The sequence below is a fragment of the Paracoccus sp. J55 genome (assembly GCF_000513975.1).
In the GTDB taxonomy this organism is placed as follows: Bacteria; Pseudomonadota; Alphaproteobacteria; order Rhodobacterales; family Rhodobacteraceae; genus Paracoccus.
The window spans coordinates 23,372-41,763 of record NZ_AZVA01000013.1 but is presented as its reverse complement, the minus strand read 5'-3'; the positions used below and the strand labels follow the sequence as shown (position 1 = coordinate 41,763).

Sequence of the window (18,392 nt, the reverse complement as noted above, 5' to 3'; positions counted from 1 at the left end):
TCACCTGCAAAAGAGTAAACTCTAATGTGGATAGTGTTGACAAGCCCTTATGCGCGGCAAACCCCGCCGCGGCCTAGTCGGCGTCCGCCTGCCGCAGGACGTATCCAAGCCCGGCCACGACCAGCAGGCCCAGCCCGGCGATCTGCATGGCCGGCCCGGTGCCGAAATGCTGCGTGACCACGCCCCAGATCCAGCCGCCGAACGCGATGCCGCCGAATGCCGCCATGAAGGCAATGGCCATCACCCTGGCCTTGAGCGCCGGCGTGGCCAGCAGCTGGGCGGCGACGACGTTCACCGACAGGACCGAGGACCAGGCACCGCCGCCCAGCACGAAGGCGGGCACCACGATCCAGAAATTGGTGAAATAGGGCACCAGCAGGTGGGGCAGCCCCATCGCCACCGTGCCCACCGCCAGAAACGCCGCCGTTCCCATGCGGTTGCGCAGCGGCGCCATCAGCAGCGCGCCCAGGAATGCACCGACGCCCAGCATCCCGAAAAGCAGGCCGTATGTGCCGGCGTCATGCCCCAGGTCCTGGCGTGCCAGCAAGGGCAGCAGGCTGAAGACGGCGGTGCCGAACAGAGTGAAGGCACAGCTGCGCAGCATCACCACGCGAAGCGGCGACGAGCCCGCCACGTAGATGAAGCCGTCCAGCATCGCGCGCGAAAAGCCCGAATGGGTGCGCGCCCCGGGCTGTGCCGGTTTCCAGACCGCCAGCACGCCCAGCATGGGCAGATGGAAGAAGGCCGCGATCAGGAAGGTCGTCGGCGTATCGAGCCAGACGAGCAGGATGCCGGCGATGGCCGGCCCGATGGCGCGCGAGCCGTTGGCGGCGACCGTGTTCAGCGCCACCGCGGCAGGGATCTCGGACTCGGGCACGAAATCCCCCAGCGAGGCGTGCAGCACCGGCAGCCGAACGGCCGAGCCGCTGTGCACCAGCACCGTCAGCGTCAGCAGGATGGCCGGGGTGACCAGCCCGCCCCACCCCAGCAGCGCAAGCCCCAGGGTCGCGGCGAACATCATGCAGTAGCTGAAGAAAAGCGTGTTGCGCCGGCTCCACAGGTCGGCCACCGCGCCCGCGGGCAGGGAAAGCAGCAGGACCGGCACCGCTGTCGCCGACTGGACGAGCGCAACCATGTCGGCGTCGTCGGTCAAGGTCGTCATGTGCCACGCCGCCGCCGCAAGCTGCATCCAGACCGCAAAGAACGACAGGACGCAGCAGAACCACAGCGCGAGGAACATCGGCCGCAGCAGCGGCTTGAACGTTTCCATGTAGAACCTTCTCGCTTGCACGAAACCGGGGCGGCCCCGGCCTCTTTTCCTCCCCGGCCCGGCAGGAATTGCCCTGGAGGCGCCGGCCGCGATGGCTGCGGAAGCCGGCGCCAAAATCCGGCAGGCGAAGAAAGCGCAGCCTCACCGAATCTTCTTACGGCCCGAAAACAGTTACTTCAATAGAGATGTTCTTGCCGCCACGCCGCCGGGACGCAGCGGGGCATGACGGGACCGCTGCCGCGCGGCAGGCCCGCGGCCGGTGGCGGGGCGCCGGTAAGCCGCGCCCCTTCGACAACTCGGGGTTCCGGCGCGCGGCCCTGAGGCGGGCTGGCCGGCCGGCCGGGACCGCGCCCGTCTCATAGCACCTCGAACAGCGCGGCTGCACCCTGGCCGCCGCCGATGCACATGGTGACGACGGCGTATTTCGCCTTGCGCCGCCGACCTTCGATCAGCGCGTGGCCGGTCATCCTGGCGCCGGACATGCCATAGGGATGCCCGACCGAGATCGCGCCGCCATCGACGTTCAGCCGGTCCATGGGGATGCCCAGCACATCGGCGCAATACAGCACCTGGCTGGCAAAAGCCTCGTTCAGTTCCCACAAATCGATGTCCGAGACCTTGAGCCCGGCGCGGTCCAGCAGCCGCGGCACGGCATGGATCGGCCCCACCCCCATCTCGTCCGGCTCGCAGCCGGCGGCGGCAAAGCCGCGGAACAGGCCCAAGGGGGCGATGCCGCGCCGCGCCGCCTCGTCCGCCGCCATCAGCACGCAGGCGCTGGCGCCGTCCGAAAGCTGCGAGGCGTTGCCCGCCGTCACCGTTCCGTCCTCGCGCACCGGCTTCAGGGCGCCCAGGTCGGCGGCGGTGGTGCCGGGCCGGTTGCCCTCGTCCCGCGCCAGCACGACGTCCTCGAAACGCTCGGCGCCGGTGTCCTTGTCCACGACCTTGCGCACCGAGGGCAGCGGCACGATCTCGTCATCGAAACGGCCTTCGGCCTGGGCGGCGGCGGTCCGCTGCTGGCTGGTCAGGGCATAGTGGTCCTGCCGCTCGCGTCCGATGCCATAGCGGCTGGCGACCACCTCGGCCGTGTCCAGCATCGGCATGTAGATCGTGGGCCGGTTCTGTTCCAGCCAGGGGTCGCGGGCGTAATACAGGTTGGTGTGGTCATTCTGGACCAGGCTGATCGATTCGACCCCCGCCGCGACCGCGACGTCCAGGCTGCCGTCCATGATGCGATGCGCCGCGCCCAGGATCGCCTGCAGCCCCGAGGCGCATTGCCGCGACACCGTGGCCGCCGGCACCGACACCGGGAAACCCGCCCGCATCGCGACGATGCGGGCCAGGTTGTTGCCCTGGGTCGCCTCGGGCCGGCCGCAGCCCAGCACCAGTTCGCCCACTTCCGCGGCCTCCAGTTCCGCGCGTTCAAGGGCATGATGGACCGCATGGGCCGCAAGCGTCGGCGCATGGGTGTTGTTGAAGGCGCCCCGGTAAGCCTTGCCTATCGGGGTCCTGGCGGTCGATACGATGACGACATCGCGCATGGCTCTTCCCATTCAATTAGTTGTTTTCTTGCTTTCACGGCCATACTCGCAGCATTTCGCTTGAAAATGCAAGGACGCGCCTTATTAGAGATATATCTATGGCCGCATCGCGGCCGGATGGGATTTCCTTGCTGCGGGAGGTAAGACGATGGACAGCGCTGGCACCGACAAGACGGTCAAATTCGCAAGAGACGGTAATATCGCGATCCTGACCATCGACAACCCGCCGGTGAACGCCGGCTCGCCGCAGGTCAAGGCGGACCTGACCGAGGCGGTGGCCCGCTGTCTCGACACCGCCGGCCTGACCGCGGTGGTGCTGGTCGGTGCGGGTGGCACCTTCATCGCGGGCGCTGATCTCAAGGAATTCGAGAATCGGACCGTGCCGCCGGTCCTGCCCGACCTGCTCAAGCGCATGGATGCGGCGGCCATTCCCTTCATCTGCGCCATCGACGGCAGCGCCTTGGGCGGCGGCTTCGAGGTGGCGCTTGGCTGCGACTATCGCTTGGCCACGGCCACGGCCACCGTCGGCCTGCCCGAGGTCACGCTGGGCATCGTCCCCGGCGCCGGTGGTACCCAGCGCCTGCCCCGGCTGACCGGCATGCCCACCGCCATCGAACTGATCGTTTCGGGCCGCCACGTTCCGGCGCCCGAAGCGCTGCGCCTGGGCATGATCGACCGCATCGTCGAGGGCGACCTGCTGCAGGCCGCTCTGGCCTTTGCCCGCGAACTGCCGCCGCGCCGGCGGCTGCTGCAGGAGACCGTTCCGCCGGCTGCCGAGGCCGAGATTGCCGCCGCCGAGCAGGCCGTGCTGCGCAAGGCCAAGCGCAATCCCGCCGCGACCGAGGCCGCCCGCCTGGTGCGCCTTTCGGTGCAGACCTCCGCCGAGGAGGCCCTGGCCGAGGAACGTGCCGTCTTCACCCGCCTGCGGCTGTCGAACGAGGCCCGCGCCCTGCGCCACCTGTTCTTCGCCGAGCGCAAGTCCGGCCGCATCCCCGGCGTCTCGGGCCGGTCCGAGCGCCAGATTCGCAAGGTCGGCATCATCGGTTCGGGCACCATGGGCGCCGGCATCGCCATTGCGGCTGCACGCGCCGGCTATGACGTGACCGTGGTCGAGCGCGATGCGGATTCGGCCCGTCAGGGCACGCAGCGCATCGCCCAGATCGCCGGCGAACAGGGTCCCGCGCTGGAGGTGCGTTCGGACATGGGGCTGCTCGCCGATGTCGACCTGATCGTCGAGGCCGCTTTCGAGGACATGGGCGTCAAGAAGGACCTGTTCGCCAGTCTGGACGCCATCGCCAGACCCGGCGCGATCATCGCCTCGAACACCTCTTATCTGGACGTGAACGTGCTGGCGCGCTGCACCTCGCGCCCTGGCGATGTGCTGGGCCTGCATTTCTTCAGCCCCGCGCATATCATGAAGCTGATCGAGATCGTGCGCACCGACCTGGTCACGCCCGACACGCTGAAGGCCGGGCTGGGCTTTGCCAAGACGCTGGGCAAGATCCCGATCATCGCCGGGGTCTGCGACGGCTTTGTCGGCAACCGCATCTTTGCGGTCTATCGCAACCAGTGCAGCTTCATGATGGAGGACGGCACGCTGCCCGACCGGATCGACCAGGCGCTGCAGAAATTCGGCTGGGCGATGGGACCATTCGCGGTCTCGGATCTGGTGGGGCTGGACATCGACTGGGCCGGGCGCAAGCGCCGGGCGCCGACCCGACACCCGCAGGCCCGCTATGTCGCGGTCGCCGACCGCCTCTGCGAAGAGGGCAACTTCGGCCGCAAGACCAGCAAGGGCTGGTATGTCTATGATAACGGCAAGTCCACCGGCCTGAACCCGGATGTGCCGGGCTATCTGGAGGCCGAGCGCAAGGCCAAGGACCTGCCCCGCATCGACCGCGACGACGACGCGATCGCCTTGCGCGCGCTGGCCTCGCTGGTGAACGAGGCCTGCCTGACCATCGAAGACGGCATCGCGCAACGCGCCTCGGACATCGACGTAGCCTTTACCCGCGGCTATGGCTTCCCGCGGGACCGCGGCGGCCCGATGTTCGCCGCCGACCTGATCGGGGCCGACAAGGTCCTGGCGGATGTAGAGCAACTGGTGGCCGAGAACGGCGTGGGCTGGCACATGTCCCGCCTGCTGCGCGAGACGGTCGCCGCGGGCAAGAAGCTGGCCGACATCGGAGCGGCCTGAACCTTGGAAAGGGGCGCCTCGGCAGAGGCGCCCTTTTGCTTCGCCTGCCCGGCCACCGAGGCGTGACAGGCAAAAGCGGCGAGCGGCATCTGTCTTGCGAAACGACGAGGCGGGACAACGGGAATTCCGGCATTGCAAAGACTTGGGGGGAAAATGAGACATCTGAACATCTGCGTCGCACCGCTTGCCCTGGTGCTGGCCTTCGGCAGCCCGGCGCTGGGACGTGAGCTGGTCTACAGTTCGCCGGTGCCGGATTCGCACCTGATGAACTCGGCCGTGGCCCGGCGGGCTTTCACCCATATCGAGGAACAGGCGCCCGACACGCGCATCCAGCTCTCCACCGGCGGGATGCTCGCCAGTTTCCAGGATGCGCTGGCTTCGGTTGGCCAAGGGGCCATCGACGGGTCGATTCTGAACTTCAACTACTACCCCTCGGATCTGGCGGCGACCGTGTTCCTGGCCGAACTCAACGCCGAGAACCCGCTGGAAGCCGGCCCGGCGATGACCGAGACCATGCTGCTCCACTGTCCGCAATGCCTTGAGGAGCAAAAGCGGGCCGGGGTGATTGCGCTGCACAACGTCTCGACGGACCCGTCGATCATCATGTGTCACGACAAGCGGGTCGAGACGCTGGACGAGTTCAAGGGGTTGAAGGTGCGCGGGCTCGGCTCGATGGCTGGAACCGTGGCGGCGTTGGGTGCGGTCCCGGTCAATATCCCCGCCAACGAGGTTTACCAGGCGCTCCAGCACGGCCAGATCGACTGTACCGCCCAGACCTCGAGCAACATGGAAAGCTTTGGCTTGGCCGAGGTGGTGAAATATGCCACCGACCTGCCGCTGGGAACGTCCAACGGCATCGCCATCCTGGCGTTGAACCGCAGTCAATGGGACGGATTCGATGCCGAGGAGCGCAAGGTCTGGATCGAGGCGGCAGTCCTGGCGACGGCCAGCATGGGCGTGGACTATACCGAAACCGGCCTGCGCATCCGCGATTCCGCGCAGAAGGACAAGGGCATCCAATACGTGCAGCCCGATGCGCAGCTGTCCGCCGCCCTTGCCGCCTACCGCGAGCGTGAGCGCGAGCTGCAGATTCAACGCGCGGCTTCGCGCGGCGTGGACAACCCCGCAGAAATCGCAGCCGCCTACGACCGGGCGCTGGAGAAATGGCGCGGCATCGTGGCCCGCATCGGCGACCCCGCGCAGCCTTGGGACGACGACCAGCGCTCGGCCTATGAGAAGGCCATTCGGGACGAGATCTTCTTGCACGTCCCGCTGGACTGAAACGCAGCCGCCGCGCCGGTTCGGTCCGGCGGCGGCGCTGGTGATCGGCCGCCCCGGCCGCCAGGACCAGGGCACATGCGAGGTGTCGCGTTCACCGGCGACGGCGGCTCGAACCAGGGCCAGGTGCTTGAACCGGTGAACATGGCAGCCGTGCTGGACCGCCGGCTATGGTGGCCGAGAACAACGATGACCGTCAGCTGCGCCGTCGGCGCCGACAGCATCACCGAACGCACGGCGGGCTTCGGGTTACCCGCATGAGGCGGCCGTGGCCGCCGCCGTCGCGGCGTCCTTCCGCCAAGTCCGAGGCGCTGCTTCGGGACGTCCATGTTGTCACTTACCGCTGAGCGTTGCTCATACTTCCACACGCCAGGCGCCAAACCTCGCCCTGATCGAGAAGAGGCCCGACGAGAACATCGTCGTGATGGGAGAGAGATGTCTCGTGCGCCCGGGCTGCACCGGCGAAATCACCCAGACCGGTGGCGGGATGGGGATCACCCGCAAGCTGTTCCCGCGTTTCGGCCAAGCCCGCGTGATCGAAACCCCCATCACCGAGGCGGCCATGCTTGGCATGCCGGCCGGGGGCGGCGATCACCGGCCTTCGCCCGGTCGCGGAACTGATGCATCGGACTTCTTGGGGGTCTGCTTCGACCAGATCTATGACCAGGCGGCCAAGTTCCGCTGTATGGTCGGCGGCAAGATCCAGACATCCCTGACCACCCGGGCGATGATCGGCGCGGGCCGCAACTCCGCCGGCCAGCATCCGCAGTCGATCTTCCCCCATGTGCCGGGGCTGAGGTGGTGGTGTCGTCGAATGCCTGTAACGCCAAGGCCTTTGGCTGCCGCTATCCGCGACGGAGGGCGCGGTGCCTTCCGTTACCGCGCGCAGAGACGGCGTGTAGCGGCGCTTTACCCGGCCAGCAATTCCTTTGCGCATTCGATACCGAATATTCCCGCCATGGAAAGACCGCCTGCGTAAGACCGGTGATAGGTTCCGCCCGCATCGGCCCCCGCCGCGAACAATCCGGGAATGGGCTTGCCGGCAACGTCCAGTACACGCGCCTTTTCGTCGATGCCGAGCCCGCCGTGGGTAAAGGTGATCGCCGGCTGCACCTCGATGGCGAAATATGGCGGCTTCATCAACGGGCGGCGGTGGCGGAACCGCGGAGGATCCAAGTTCGGATCCTCATCGGCGATCCGGCGATTATAGTCCTCGATGGTTTTCGCGACATTGGCATAGCCCCATTCAGCGGCGATGCGGCCCACTTCCTCCCAACTGTTCGCCTCGGCCACATGCGCGCCGATCTGCCGGGCGACCTGCGGGCGATCGAACCCGATATTGGCTTGGTCGGCATCCTCGCTGCGGGATTGCTCGTCGAAAACCAGCAGGGCACGCGCGTCCGGCTGGTCGGCGACGATTTGCGCATTATAGTAATACGCCCGCGACTCGTCCAGCAGGCGGCGGCCCTGACGATCCAGCAGCACCGAGCGCGGGCTCAGCCCGAATTGCGCCAGCGGGATATAATCCCGCTCGGTAATCTCGCGGTTCAAGGGCCAAGGCAGCGTATGGCCGTACCAGCTCGACATTTTCGGAGAAAGCGCCGCGCCCGCCTCCAGCCCCAGACGAAGGCCGCAGCCGTCGCTGTCCGGGTTCGAGCGCACCAGGAAATACGCCGCCCGTTCGCTGATATATTTGCGCCGCAATTCATTGCTGTTCTGGAAGCCGCCGGTTGCCAGCAGCGTGGCGCGGGCCCGGACCTCGACCCGCTCGTCGGTTTCTGTCAGGATATGTGCCCCGACGACGCGCCCATCTTCGACGATCAGCGAGGCAGGCGTGCTCTTGACCACGATATTGCCGCCCGCGTTCGTGACATAGGCCTTGCAAAGACCGAAATAGTTCACGATATCAATGAAATTGAACCGGGTATCGAACCAGGCACCGCCGACGCGGTTGTAAACGGGATCCACCCGGACGCCCATTTCCTTGATCCATCCGATCAGCTCTTCGTAGTGGTCGGAAATAACGCGCGCCTGGTGTTCATTGCCTTCGGGGTTCATCAGGCGAAAGGTATCGTAATCCAGCGCGGTCCATACCGCGCCGCCCGAGATGATCGCCGAGCCGCCGATATCCTCGGCCTTTTCGACCACCAGCACGACAAGTCCGTGATGCGCCGCATAGGCTGCGGCGGTCATGCCGGCCATTCCTGCCCCAAGCACAAGAAGATCGCAATTCAGCACATCGCTGTCGTCACTCATTTGTCAGGTCCTATCATGCTACGGCTGCGCAATGCCCGGCATCCCGCAATTCGGGCCGCGAGGAGCGCCCCGGCGCGCGATATTCCCGCGTAAAAATCCCAGAAAATCGAAGCCTGCCCCCGGAAACCAGGGGCAGGATACAGGCAAACCGCGATTTACTGAAGCTTGCTGTAGATTTCGCGGTCGATTGCCTCGCCATAGGCGTTCCACTGCTCGTCGGTCCAATTCGGATCCGTACCGATTTTCTCGACGATGGCAGACCATTTCTTCAGCGACGCCGTGAAAGCATCCGCGAGCTCCTGCGGATTCCTGACGCCGCGGCCTTCCGCCTGCGCGATCAGCGAGGCGGTCTGGTTCTGCTGCACATTGTGATAAGCGGTGACCAGCTCTTCGCTGGGCTCGACATAGGTCACGCCATGCTCGGCCTTCGCCAATTCGCGAATTTCCGCCGGCTTGGCCGAGAAAATCCGCTCGGTCCGCGCCAGGGATTCAGCACCGGCTTTCCACCAGGCGGCTTTTTCCTCGTCCGAGAATGCGTCCCAGGTATTCAGGTTCAGCGACAGCGGAGAAATACCGCGCGGCACGTCCATCGGCAGGTCGGTCACATATTTGGCGACATCCCAAAGCGAAAAGCTTTGCAGCGTGGCGACGGGCTGGACCGCGCAGTCGATCTGGCCACGCTGAAGCGCTTCGTAAACTTCGGACGCAGCCAGATTCACCGGGGTCGCCCCCAATTCGGCCAGCATGTTGGCAATGCCGAGGATGGCGCGAACCTTCTTGCCCTTCAGGTCCGCCGTCTTTTCGACCGGCGTCTTGCACATCAGCACCTGCGGCTCGGTCGCGACGTCGTGCAGGGAAACGATCCCGGCGTCCTTCAGTTCTTCCAGGCATTGCGGGCAATGCTGCAAAACCACCTCGGTATTCGCTGGGCCGGCAATGCGGTTGTCGCTGGCTGCAAGGCTGGAGACAAAGTTCAGCGTCGGCAGTTCGGTCGGGTTATACAGATAGACCAGAAGCGCCCCGTCGATTGCCCCGCTGCTGAGGGACGACAGCGAATCCCTGGACCCGGCCAGCGCGCCGCCAACCGTAACGCTCACCGCTTGCCCGGTCTTTTCCTTGACCAGGTCAAAGGCCGGCGGCAGCACGCGAGCGTTGAATTCATGATTGGCCGGTGCAAACGAACTATACACCAAGTCACGGGCCGAAGCCATAGGAACGAATGCAGCGGTAAAAGCCGCCGCAGTAACTACATCCTTCAGTCGCAATTTACTTCCTCCCATTTAACGGCCTGCGGCCTGTTATTTCAATCGCCCGCCCTATCTGCTGGGCCGGAAACCTTCTGCTTTGGCGTCCCATTTTCTAGGAGAGCTCTTGCTTAGAACTTCCTTGACGACACGTCCATGACCATTCAGCGGCAGGCTTTCCACGCAGTCTATATACCGGGGAACCAGGTAATAGGGGGCGTTCTCGTCGATGAAGCGCGCAATATCCAGCGGCTGCAAGGTGGCAGACTCCAACGGAACGGCGGCCACCGCAAGCTCGAATTCGGATTCCACTTCTTCCGATTGGACGCCATAGGCTGCGACCGTCGAAATCCCCGGCATTGCCGCCAGCAGTTCCTCGACTTCGCCCAAAGCGATGTTCCGACCCTTGTAGCGGATATAGTCCTTTTTCCGGCCGCAGAAATAGTAAATCCCGTCCTCGTCCTTCCAGGCCGTATCGCCGACGTGATACCAATAATTGGTCATCACCTTGAGCGTCGCCTCGGGGTCGCCGAAATAGCCCGAGAACATGATGTCCGGCTTGCGCGGCCGCAGGCATATTTCGCCGATCTCGCCGACCGGGACCTCGTTGCCGTCGTCGTCCTGAAGCTGCACCTCGTAATGCGCGACGGGACGGCCAAGCGCGCCGTTCTTCCAGGGCGTTCCGTCATCGGGCGCCTCGAAGATCGTGGTGGTTTCGCTGGCACCGAACGCTTGCGGAAAGGTCTGGATGCCGAAGCGCTGGCGATAGGTGTCCATCTGGTCATAGCGCAGCGGAACGAAGAAGCCGTTGCGCAGCGTGTGGTCGCGGTCGTCCGGCCGCTCGGGCGCCTGAAGAAGATGGACGTGCATCGCCCCCAGCAGGATGGTGCTGGTCGCCTGATAATAGCGGATGCGGTCCCAGAAGCGCGAGACCGAGAAGGCCGGGTCGATGGCCGTCTGTCCTGCACCGACCAGCGACTGCCAGATCGACACGTTCCACGGGCTGCCGAGATACATCGGCGTGCAGGCGTAAAGCACATCGTCCGCAGCCAGCTTCTGCCCGCCGCGCCAGCCGCGATAGACGGTGGAGCTGTGCGTATGCGTCACCCCCTTCGGACGGCCAGTCGTGCCCGAGGACCACCAGACGATCGCCGGATCGCTGGGATGGATGTCTCCCTCGGCCAGCGTGCCGGGGTTGTCGGCCAGGTGCTCCAGCGTCATGCCGACATGGCCGGGGCAGTCACCGTTCACGATCACATGCTCGATCGTGGCCATGGTGCTGGCGCCCGCCAGCCGCTCGTGCAGATCGGCATCGACCACCAGGATGCGGGCGCGGCTCAGTTCAAAGGAATTGCCCAGGAAGGCGGCCTTGTAGTCGGTGCAGAGCGGCATGAATATCGCCCCCAGCCGCGCCGCGCCAAAGGCGACCAGCACCAGATCGGGCGAAGGCTTCATCAGCAGGGCCAGGACATCGCCCTTGCGCAGGCCCATCTCGTAAAGGCCCTGCGCATAGCGGCGGACCAGCGCGTCGGTATCGCTGAAGGTAAAGCGCCGCTCGTCCTGGCGCAGGAATAGGCGGTCCCCGTTGTTGTCGGCCTGCCACGAGATCACGCGCGGCAGGATGCGGTTCTGATAGGTATCACCGTCATAAAGTCTGTTCGGCATCGGCACTCCCCCGGGCCTGATCTGGATCACTTCGCCGGAACGTTCTTCTCGATGAAGTCGAGAATCGTCCGCGTGAAAGCGTCGTTGTCGTCTCCCGAAACCATGTGCCGTGCGCCTGGCACGACGGCATATTCGGCTTTCGGCTGGAGTTGCAGGAACTCCTCGGCCAGTTTCTCGGTCACGATTTCGCTCTTTTCGCCGCGCACCAGCAGGATGGGATCCTCGATGCGACGCGCGCATTCGGCCAGCAGGTCGGCATTGGCCGCGCCGCCGTCCGCCCGCGCCATGAACGCCGGGTCCCAGTGCCAGCGCCAGCGGCCGTCCGACCCCTGCCGCAGGTTGTGCTGCAAGCCGGAAAGGTTCCGCGGGCGCTTGCGGTGCGGAAGATAGGCCGCAATGCTGTCGGCCGCTTCCTCGAGCGTGGCGAAACCCTCGTTCCCCGAGGCGGTCATGAAAGAACGCACCTCGCCGGCACCCTCCGAATCCGGCCGGTGGACGACATCGACCAGGATCAGCGCGCTGCCCTTGGGCAGCAGGTGGTGGCCCAGCGCATAAAGGCTGGTGATCCCCCCCAGCGAGGCACCGATCAGGATCGCCGGCCTGTCGCCCAGCTGGTGAAGGATTCCCGCCAGGTCATCGGCGAAATAGCGCAGCAGATAGCGCCCCTCGGGGTCCCAGTCGCTTTCGCCGTGCCCGCGCTGGTCCACGGTGATGGCCCGGAATCCCTCTTGCGCCAGCTTGGCCTGGGTGGGCCGCCACGAGCGGCGGGTCTGCCCGCCACCATGCAGCAGGATCGCCAGCCGACCGTCCTGCGGGCCCAGCGCATCGGCGGCAAGAATCCCGCCGTGGCTGTTGGCAAAGGTCAGCTTTTCCGAGGTTTCCTGTCCGTCCATCGCCATCAGCGTTTCTCCAGTCGTTCGGCCAGCCCGTCCCAGCCATGCGCTGCCACGTGCTCGCTGTCCTCGCCCAGCCCTGGGGGCCGGACCCGGCGCAGACGCTCGATCCCAAAGATCGGCAGGTCGGCATGAAGCGACGGCTCGCGGTGCAGCATCTCCAGCGAGGCCACCTGCGGGTCGTCGAACACCTCGGAGGGCCGGTTGACCGGCGCGCAGGGCGCGCCATGCCGGTCCATGAGATCGAGACATTCCTTGAAGTTCAGCGTCCCGACAAAGGCGCTGATGCGCGCATTGATTTCCGCGGCATGTTCGCGCCGCCCGGCCATGTCGCCAAAGCGGGGATCGGCCGCCATGTCGGGTGCGCCCATGGCGGCGCACAGGTCGGCAAAGACGTGATCCTCGACCGCCGTCACCGTCACATAGCGGTCGTCGGCGGTGCGGAAGCAGCCGACGGCCGGCAGTTCCCGATGCACCGCGCCGGCGGATTCGGCCTCCAGTTCGCGCACGATCTTCGGGAACATCCAGGCCAGGCCCGCGGCCATCACCGGGACCTCGACATGCACTGCCCGCCTTGGCTGGCGCCCGTATTCGCCCAGGGCGGCGATCACGGCATACATGCCGGCGGCATAGTCCGAAATCGGCATCGGCAGATCATACATCGGCACCCCGCCGGGGCGCGGCGTCACGCCAAGGGCGCCGATCCGGGCCATGTAGTCGGAATCATGGCCGCGTTGCTGGGCCAGCGGCCCCCACGAGCCCAGGCCGTTCAGCGAGATATAGATCAGCCGGGGATTGATGGCGGAAAGCGCAGCGAAGCCCAGGCCCAGCCGCTCCATGACGCCGGGCCGGAAACCGTCCAGCAGGATATCGGCCTCGCGCACCAGTTCGCGGGCCGCCTCGATGGCCTCGGGGCGTTTCAGGTCCAGTTCGATGCTGGCCTTTCCGCGGTTGTAGGCGGCGAAATAGGCCGGAACCGTGACCCGTTCCAGGTCTCCCACCTTGGGCCGTTCGATCTTCAGAACGGTCGCGCCCAGATCCGCCAGGATCTGCGAGGCGAACGGTCCAGGCGTGAACATCGAGAAATCGGCGACTTTCGCCCCCGACAGGTAAGCATTTGCAGTCAAGCTTCCCCCCTCAGAGCGCTCCTCAACGCTCTTGCTAGATTCAGTTTACTCAATTGGCAGGGCTTTGGCTATCCCTGATCGACATTTCTGAACGGTGGTTCAGGAGCTGGTCGCAAGCTGCGCATCGCCGGACAGCGCCGCCGCGGGAGCGCGCAGCAAGTCCCAGCTGTGCAGCGAGGTGCGGTCCCGGCCCCGCGTCGCGCCCAGCGATTTCTCGGCGGCGTCAACCTCGGGCCAGTGGTTGGCTTCGAACACCCTGACCCCGCGCTGTTCCAGCAGGGGCTTGATATCCTCGGCCGGCGCCCCGCGCTCGGGCGCGGCGGCCAGATCGGCAAGCACCAGTTGCGCCACCGCCTCGGCGTCCATCTTGTTGGCGCCGATGATCCCCTTGGGACCGCGCCTGATCCAGCCCGTGCAGTATTCGCCGGGAGCCGTCACACCGTCGCGCAGCACGCGCCCGTCCCGGTTGGGGATCACGCCGCGGCCACCGTCATGCGGAACGTCGCAAAGCCCCTGCCCGCGATAGCCGACCGCGCGAATCACGACATCGGCGTCGATCGTCACCGCCTCTCCGGTGTCGGCGGCCGAACCGTCCTCACGGTGGGCGGTCCGCGCCAGGACCACACGTTCCACCCGGCCCTGCCCCTCGAAGCGCACCGGACGCGCAAGGAAATGCAGGTGGACGCGGCGCCTGCGCCCGGCCGGCTGGCGCTCGGACCAGCCCTTGATGACGTCGAAATTGCGCTTGGCGACGCGGTTGGCCGCCAGCTCGCGCTCGGAGGGCGGATCGGGCGCCAGGTGGCGCGGATCGACCAGCACATCGGCCTCGGCCAGCTCGCCCAGTTCGCGCAACTCCTTGGTGGTGAAGGTGCCAAAGGCGGGACCTCGCCGCCCGACCAGGTGGATATCGGTGATCGCGCTGTCGCGCAAGGCGTCCAGCACATGCTGGGGAATATCCGTCCCCTCCAGCTCGGATGGAGATTTGGCCAGAATCCGCGCCAGATCGACGGCGACATTGCCCAGGCCAAAGATCGCCACGCTGCGCGCAGCGCGAAGCTGCGCCGTCATCGACTGGATGGCGGCGTCGGGATGGCCGGTATACCACCGCACCACGTCAATGGCGCCGTGGATGCCGGCCAATTCCTCGCCCGGAACGTCCAGATGCCGGTCGCTGGCCGCGCCATAGGCATAGACCACGGCATCGTAGCGGTCGCGCAGCTCGGCCGCGGTGATGTCCGTCCCGACCGAGACATTGCCCAGGAACCGGAGATTCTCGCGCTCGAACGTCCGCCACAGCGTGTCGCGCACATTGCGGATGCTGATGTGATCGGGCGCCACCCCGTAACGGACCAGCCCGAACGGAATGGGAAGGCGGTCGATCAGATCCACCTGCACCGGAAGTTCCGCCTGTCCGGTCAGAAAATCCGCCGTGAAGATGCCCGATGGACCCGAGCCGACGATGGCCACCCGCCGCAACGCGCTCATTGCAGCTGCCCCGCCTCGGTCTGGACCAGCGGCGTGTCCACGCCGACATCGCCCAGATTGCGCGCGCCGCCGGGGTTCCCCAGCGGGGCGCTTCGCCCCGGCAGGATGTCGCAGAAGAACCCGGCGTTGTCCGTGACATGCGCCGCCTCGTCCTCGGGCACGTCGTCCTCGTAGAACACCGCCTGGACGGGGCAAGCCTGTTCGCAGGCGCCGCAGTCGATGCATTCGTCGGGATTGATGTAGCGCGCCGCGCTGCCAAGATAGATGCAGTCCACGGGACAGACCTTCACGCAGGCGCCGTCCAACTCGCCGATGCATCCTGATGTGATGACATAAGTCATTTCAAACTCCGATCCGAAAGCTGTTTCAGTCCCAGGCCAGATACAGCCGCCGCGGCACCGTCTTGGCCTGGCTGGTCATGATCTCGATCGGGTTGCCACCCGGCGCGCGCTCGGGATCGAAGCGATAAACCGGAATTTCCTTGTGCCATTCCTCCAGCGCGATCCGCAGCTGCAGTCCCGCGAAATGCTGGCCCAGGCAGCGGTGGACGCCGGCGCCAAAGGTCAGGTGCTTCAGCGCGTCCTCGCGGTCGAAGTTCATCGTGTCGGGGTCCTTGAACACGTGCGGATCATGGTTGGCCCCGCCCGTGGGCAGCAGGACCAGGTCGCCCTTCTTCATCTGGACGCCGGCGAACTCGACATCCTCGGCCACTTGGCGCCGGATCTGGTGGAAGCCGTGATAGCGCACGATCTCGTTGATGGCCTTGGGGATGATCGCCGGATCGTCGATAATGCGCTGGCGATGCTCGGGATGCTGGGTCAGGAACTGGAAGGCATAGGTGATCATCGCCGCGGTGGAATCGGTGCCGGCAAAGAACAGCAGCGAGGCGATGCTGAGAATCTCGTCGTCGCGCAGCTTGCGGCCTTCGTATTCGGCATCCAGCAGGATCGAGATCGTGTCCTCTCCCGGATTCTTCCGCCGTTCGGGGATGAGCTTTGCCAGGATTTCGTCGATCTTGGCGCTGGTCTTGATACGGAATTCCCGCGCCGCGTCGGCCCCCTCGGCCGCCAGCACGTCCGCCACGCCGAAGATCAGATCCAGCGAAAGTTGGTTGAACGCCTCGAAATCCGATTTCGGCATGCCAAGCTGCGCGCAATACAGCGCCGAGGGCGTCGACAGCGCGAATTCATCGACGAATTCGCAATGCCCCTTGGCCTTCAGCTTTGCCACCGTCTCGACCGCGACCTTGCGCAGGATCGGCTCCATCAGCTTCATCTGACGCGGCGAGAAGATCGGCGCCATCAGCTTGCGATAGCCGGTGTGTTCCGGCGGGTCCAGCATCAGCGGGATCAGCGTCTTGGTATAGGGGTTCGCCGGCAGCCCGCCGCTGTGCTGAAGGAACAGGTCATTACGGCGGAACGCCTCCTGGATATCGTCATAGCGGGTCAGGACCCAGAACCCGCCATAGAAGGAGCTGTAGAATACCGGCGCATCCTCGCGGAAGGCGTTCATCGCCAAGGGGGCGAAGCCCATGACTTCCTTGCCGTGGATGTGATCGTAGTCCCTGATGAGGCCCGGTTGAACGGTTTGAACAGTGTTGCTCATCTCACCCCTCCTGAAGATGTGGCTTGAACCGCGTTTCCACGGATGCTTGTCGCGCGCTCCCCCGACGGCATCCGGTCGGGAATAGGTATCTCTATCCTTTTTACCTCGCAATCGTGATAATGCAGATATATATATCGGCCATCATGATTAAGTCCTCGCAGCTCTTCAGTCCGATGCTCATGCGCTCCTTCGTCGCGGTGGCCGAAGCCAACAGCTTCAGCATGGCGGCGCGGCGCCTGGGCCTGCAGCAGTCCACCGTCAGCCAGCACGTCCAGAAGCTGGAAGAGGCGGTGGGACGAAAGCTGCTGGAACGAACGACGCAGAAGCTGTCTCTGACCCATAGCGGCCTTGAGATGCTGGAGATTTCCCGCGACATCCTGGCGGCCTACGAACGCATGGGACGGCGGTTCGAGTCCAAGCAGCTGACCGGCACGATACGTATCGGCTCGATCGAGGATTACTCGATCGAGCAGATGCCGCGCATGCTGTTGCAGTTCCGTCGCCTGCACCCCGGCGTGCAGGTCGAACTGAAGGTGGGTCCGATGGCGCAGTTGCAGGACATGCTGACCCGCGGCGACATCGACATCTTCGTCGGCATCCGGCGGACCGGCAGCCAGCTGGGACGGCTTGTGCGCCGGGAAAGCATCGGCTGGTATTCGCGCCCCGGCTTCCAGATCGACGTGGACGAGCCGCTGCCCCTGGTGCTGTATTCCGCGCCGAACGTCATGCGGGACGTCACGATAGAGGCCTGCGAAAAGGCCGGTCGCGCCTGGCGGGAAACCGGATCCTCGCCCAGCTACCTGGGCCTGCGGGCGGCGGTGCTGGCCGGCCTGGGCGTGATGGCGATCGGGGAAAGCGCCGAGCCCAAGACCGTCCAGCTGGCGCAGGCGACGAACGACCTGCCCCGCATCGAGGATGTCGAACTGATCCTGATGCAGCGTTTCGAGGGCGGCGTCGCAAAGGAACTTGCCGACATGGTGCTGGCGCAGAAGTCCTCGCCCCGGCAGGGCGCGATCGCCTGACGGCGCCGCAGCGGCGGATCAGGATCCCAGCATGGTCCGGCCGCCGTCCACGGCAAAGGCCTGCCCGGTGATGTAGCGGCCGCCGGGGCCGATGAGCAGTTGCACAAGCGGCAGCAGGTCCTGCGTAGGATCGCCCAGCCGGCCGCCCATGGGCGTGATCTCGCGGACGCGCGCCTCATAGGCGTTGCGCTCGGCCTCGCTCAGCGTGGCGATGAAGCGGTCGGCGGCCTCGGTGCGCATGACCGGGGCAATCGCGTTGACGGTGACGTCATGCGGACCCCAGGCCTGCGCGACCGAACGGGTCCAGGCAAAGACCGCGCCCTTGGCCGCGGCATAGGCAGCGCGGTCGGGCATCCCCCGGATACCGCCGAAGGAGCCCAGGTTGACGATGGCCCCGCCCTGTCCCTTCATCAGGCGAAAGGCGGCCTGGTTGGTCAGGAAGGTTCCGCGGGCGTTCACGGCCAGCACCAGGTCCCAGATTTCGGGCGGAATGTCCTCGGCGGCATGGCCGGGCTTGTCCAGACCGGCCGAAGCCACCAGCGCGTCCAGGCCGCCCAGCCATTCCGCCGCCCCGGCAAAGGCCGCGGCGACCGAAGCGGGGTCCGAGACGTCGCATTGCAGGAACCGTGCCGCCGCGCCGATGCTTTCGGCGATCTCGCGGCCGCGGTCCTCGCGCTTGTCCAGGCAGACGACGCGGGCACCCGCGGCGGCCAGGCCGCGGGCCAGATCGGCGCCGATGCCGCGCGCCGCGCCGGTGATGACGACGCGCAGCGCCGCGGGGGTATCCAGCATGGTCCGGGACCTCTTTCCGT

At 65.9% G+C, this 18,392-nt stretch carries 16 protein-coding genes; 5 read left to right on the top strand and 11 right to left on the bottom strand.

Features of this window, described 5'->3' with window-relative positions; translation table 11 throughout:
• Positions 1–73: 73 nt before the first annotated feature.
• Entirely contained in the window at positions 74–1,270 is a 1,197-nt protein-coding gene (locus PARJ55_RS0113020) for an MFS transporter (RefSeq protein ID WP_028713451.1), read from the bottom strand.
• A gap of 356 nt (positions 1,271–1,626) precedes the next feature.
• Positions 1,627–2,808, bottom strand: a complete 1,182-nt coding sequence (locus tag PARJ55_RS0113015; protein WP_028713450.1) for an acetyl-CoA C-acyltransferase — start codon at positions 2,806–2,808, stop codon at positions 1,627–1,629.
• 148 nt (positions 2,809–2,956) lie between these two features.
• Here PARJ55_RS0113015 and PARJ55_RS0113010 point away from each other — a divergent pair, with 148 nt between their 5' ends.
• The 4 genes from PARJ55_RS0113010 (at position 2,957) to PARJ55_RS23355 (ending at position 7,262) form a co-directional block, all read left to right on the top strand.
• Positions 2,957–5,005 (top strand): FAD-dependent oxidoreductase, encoded by a 2,049-nt coding sequence (locus PARJ55_RS0113010; protein WP_028713449.1) that lies wholly within the window; start codon positions 2,957–2,959, stop codon positions 5,003–5,005.
• Positions 5,006–5,158: 153 nt separating this feature from the next.
• Positions 5,159–6,286 carry a TRAP transporter substrate-binding protein DctP gene (gene dctP, locus PARJ55_RS0113005; protein WP_028713448.1) on the top strand — a complete coding sequence of 376 codons (1,128 nt, stop codon included), beginning with the start codon at positions 5,159–5,161 and terminating at the stop codon, positions 6,284–6,286.
• A gap of 75 nt (positions 6,287–6,361) precedes the next feature.
• Positions 6,362–6,544: a thiamine pyrophosphate-dependent enzyme gene (locus PARJ55_RS0113000; RefSeq protein WP_028713447.1), complete on the top strand. Its 183-nt coding sequence runs from the start codon at positions 6,362–6,364 to the stop codon at positions 6,542–6,544.
• Between the two features lie 7 nt (positions 6,545–6,551).
• Positions 6,552–7,262 (top strand): hypothetical protein, encoded by a 711-nt coding sequence (locus PARJ55_RS23355; protein WP_084637850.1) that lies wholly within the window; start codon positions 6,552–6,554, stop codon positions 7,260–7,262.
• Here PARJ55_RS23355 and PARJ55_RS0112995 read toward each other — a convergent pair.
• The 8 genes from PARJ55_RS0112995 to PARJ55_RS0112960 form a co-directional block, all read right to left on the bottom strand.
• Positions 7,193–8,539, bottom strand: a complete 1,347-nt coding sequence (locus PARJ55_RS0112995) for an FAD-dependent oxidoreductase (RefSeq protein ID WP_028713446.1) — start codon at positions 8,537–8,539, stop codon at positions 7,193–7,195. The genes PARJ55_RS23355 and PARJ55_RS0112995 overlap by 70 nt on opposite strands.
• A gap of 155 nt (positions 8,540–8,694) precedes the next feature.
• Complete coding sequence (dctP, locus tag PARJ55_RS0112990; protein ID WP_198019358.1) at positions 8,695–9,804, bottom strand: TRAP transporter substrate-binding protein DctP; 1,110 nt, start codon at positions 9,802–9,804, stop codon at positions 8,695–8,697.
• A 51-nt stretch (positions 9,805–9,855) separates the two neighbouring features.
• Positions 9,856–11,448, bottom strand: a complete 1,593-nt coding sequence (locus PARJ55_RS0112985; RefSeq protein WP_028713444.1) for an AMP-binding protein — start codon at positions 11,446–11,448, stop codon at positions 9,856–9,858.
• Positions 11,449–11,474: 26 nt separating this feature from the next.
• Complete coding sequence (locus PARJ55_RS0112980) at positions 11,475–12,347, bottom strand: alpha/beta fold hydrolase (RefSeq protein WP_084637848.1); 873 nt, start codon at positions 12,345–12,347, stop codon at positions 11,475–11,477.
• Positions 12,347–13,468, bottom strand: coding sequence for a CaiB/BaiF CoA-transferase family protein (locus PARJ55_RS22015; protein ID WP_051416260.1), 1,122 nt, complete (start codon positions 13,466–13,468; stop codon positions 12,347–12,349). The genes PARJ55_RS0112980 and PARJ55_RS22015 overlap by 1 nt, the downstream gene beginning before the upstream one ends.
• Positions 13,469–13,567: 99 nt before the next feature.
• Complete coding sequence (locus tag PARJ55_RS22010) at positions 13,568–14,953, bottom strand: FAD-dependent oxidoreductase (RefSeq protein ID WP_036714120.1); 1,386 nt, start codon at positions 14,951–14,953, stop codon at positions 13,568–13,570.
• Positions 14,950–15,294, bottom strand: coding sequence for a ferredoxin (gene fdxA, locus PARJ55_RS0112965; protein WP_028710036.1), 345 nt, complete (start codon positions 15,292–15,294; stop codon positions 14,950–14,952). Before fdxA ends, PARJ55_RS22010 begins: the two co-directional genes overlap by 4 nt.
• Before the next feature lie 25 nt (positions 15,295–15,319).
• Positions 15,320–16,558 (bottom strand): cytochrome P450, encoded by a 1,239-nt coding sequence (locus tag PARJ55_RS0112960; protein WP_084637847.1) that lies wholly within the window; start codon positions 16,556–16,558, stop codon positions 15,320–15,322.
• Positions 16,559–16,737: 179 nt separating this feature from the next.
• On the opposite strand from PARJ55_RS0112960, the gene PARJ55_RS22005 reads away from it, so the two are divergent.
• The gene (locus PARJ55_RS22005) at positions 16,738–17,580 is read left to right on the top strand and encodes a LysR family transcriptional regulator (protein ID WP_051416259.1); all 843 of its coding nucleotides are present in this window, start codon (positions 16,738–16,740) and stop codon (positions 17,578–17,580) included.
• Between the two features lie 18 nt (positions 17,581–17,598).
• On the opposite strand, the gene PARJ55_RS0112950 is transcribed toward PARJ55_RS22005, so the two are convergent.
• Positions 17,599–18,372: an SDR family NAD(P)-dependent oxidoreductase gene (locus PARJ55_RS0112950; protein WP_028713441.1), complete on the bottom strand. Its 774-nt coding sequence runs from the start codon at positions 18,370–18,372 to the stop codon at positions 17,599–17,601.
• Positions 18,373–18,392: the final 20 nt, after the last annotated feature.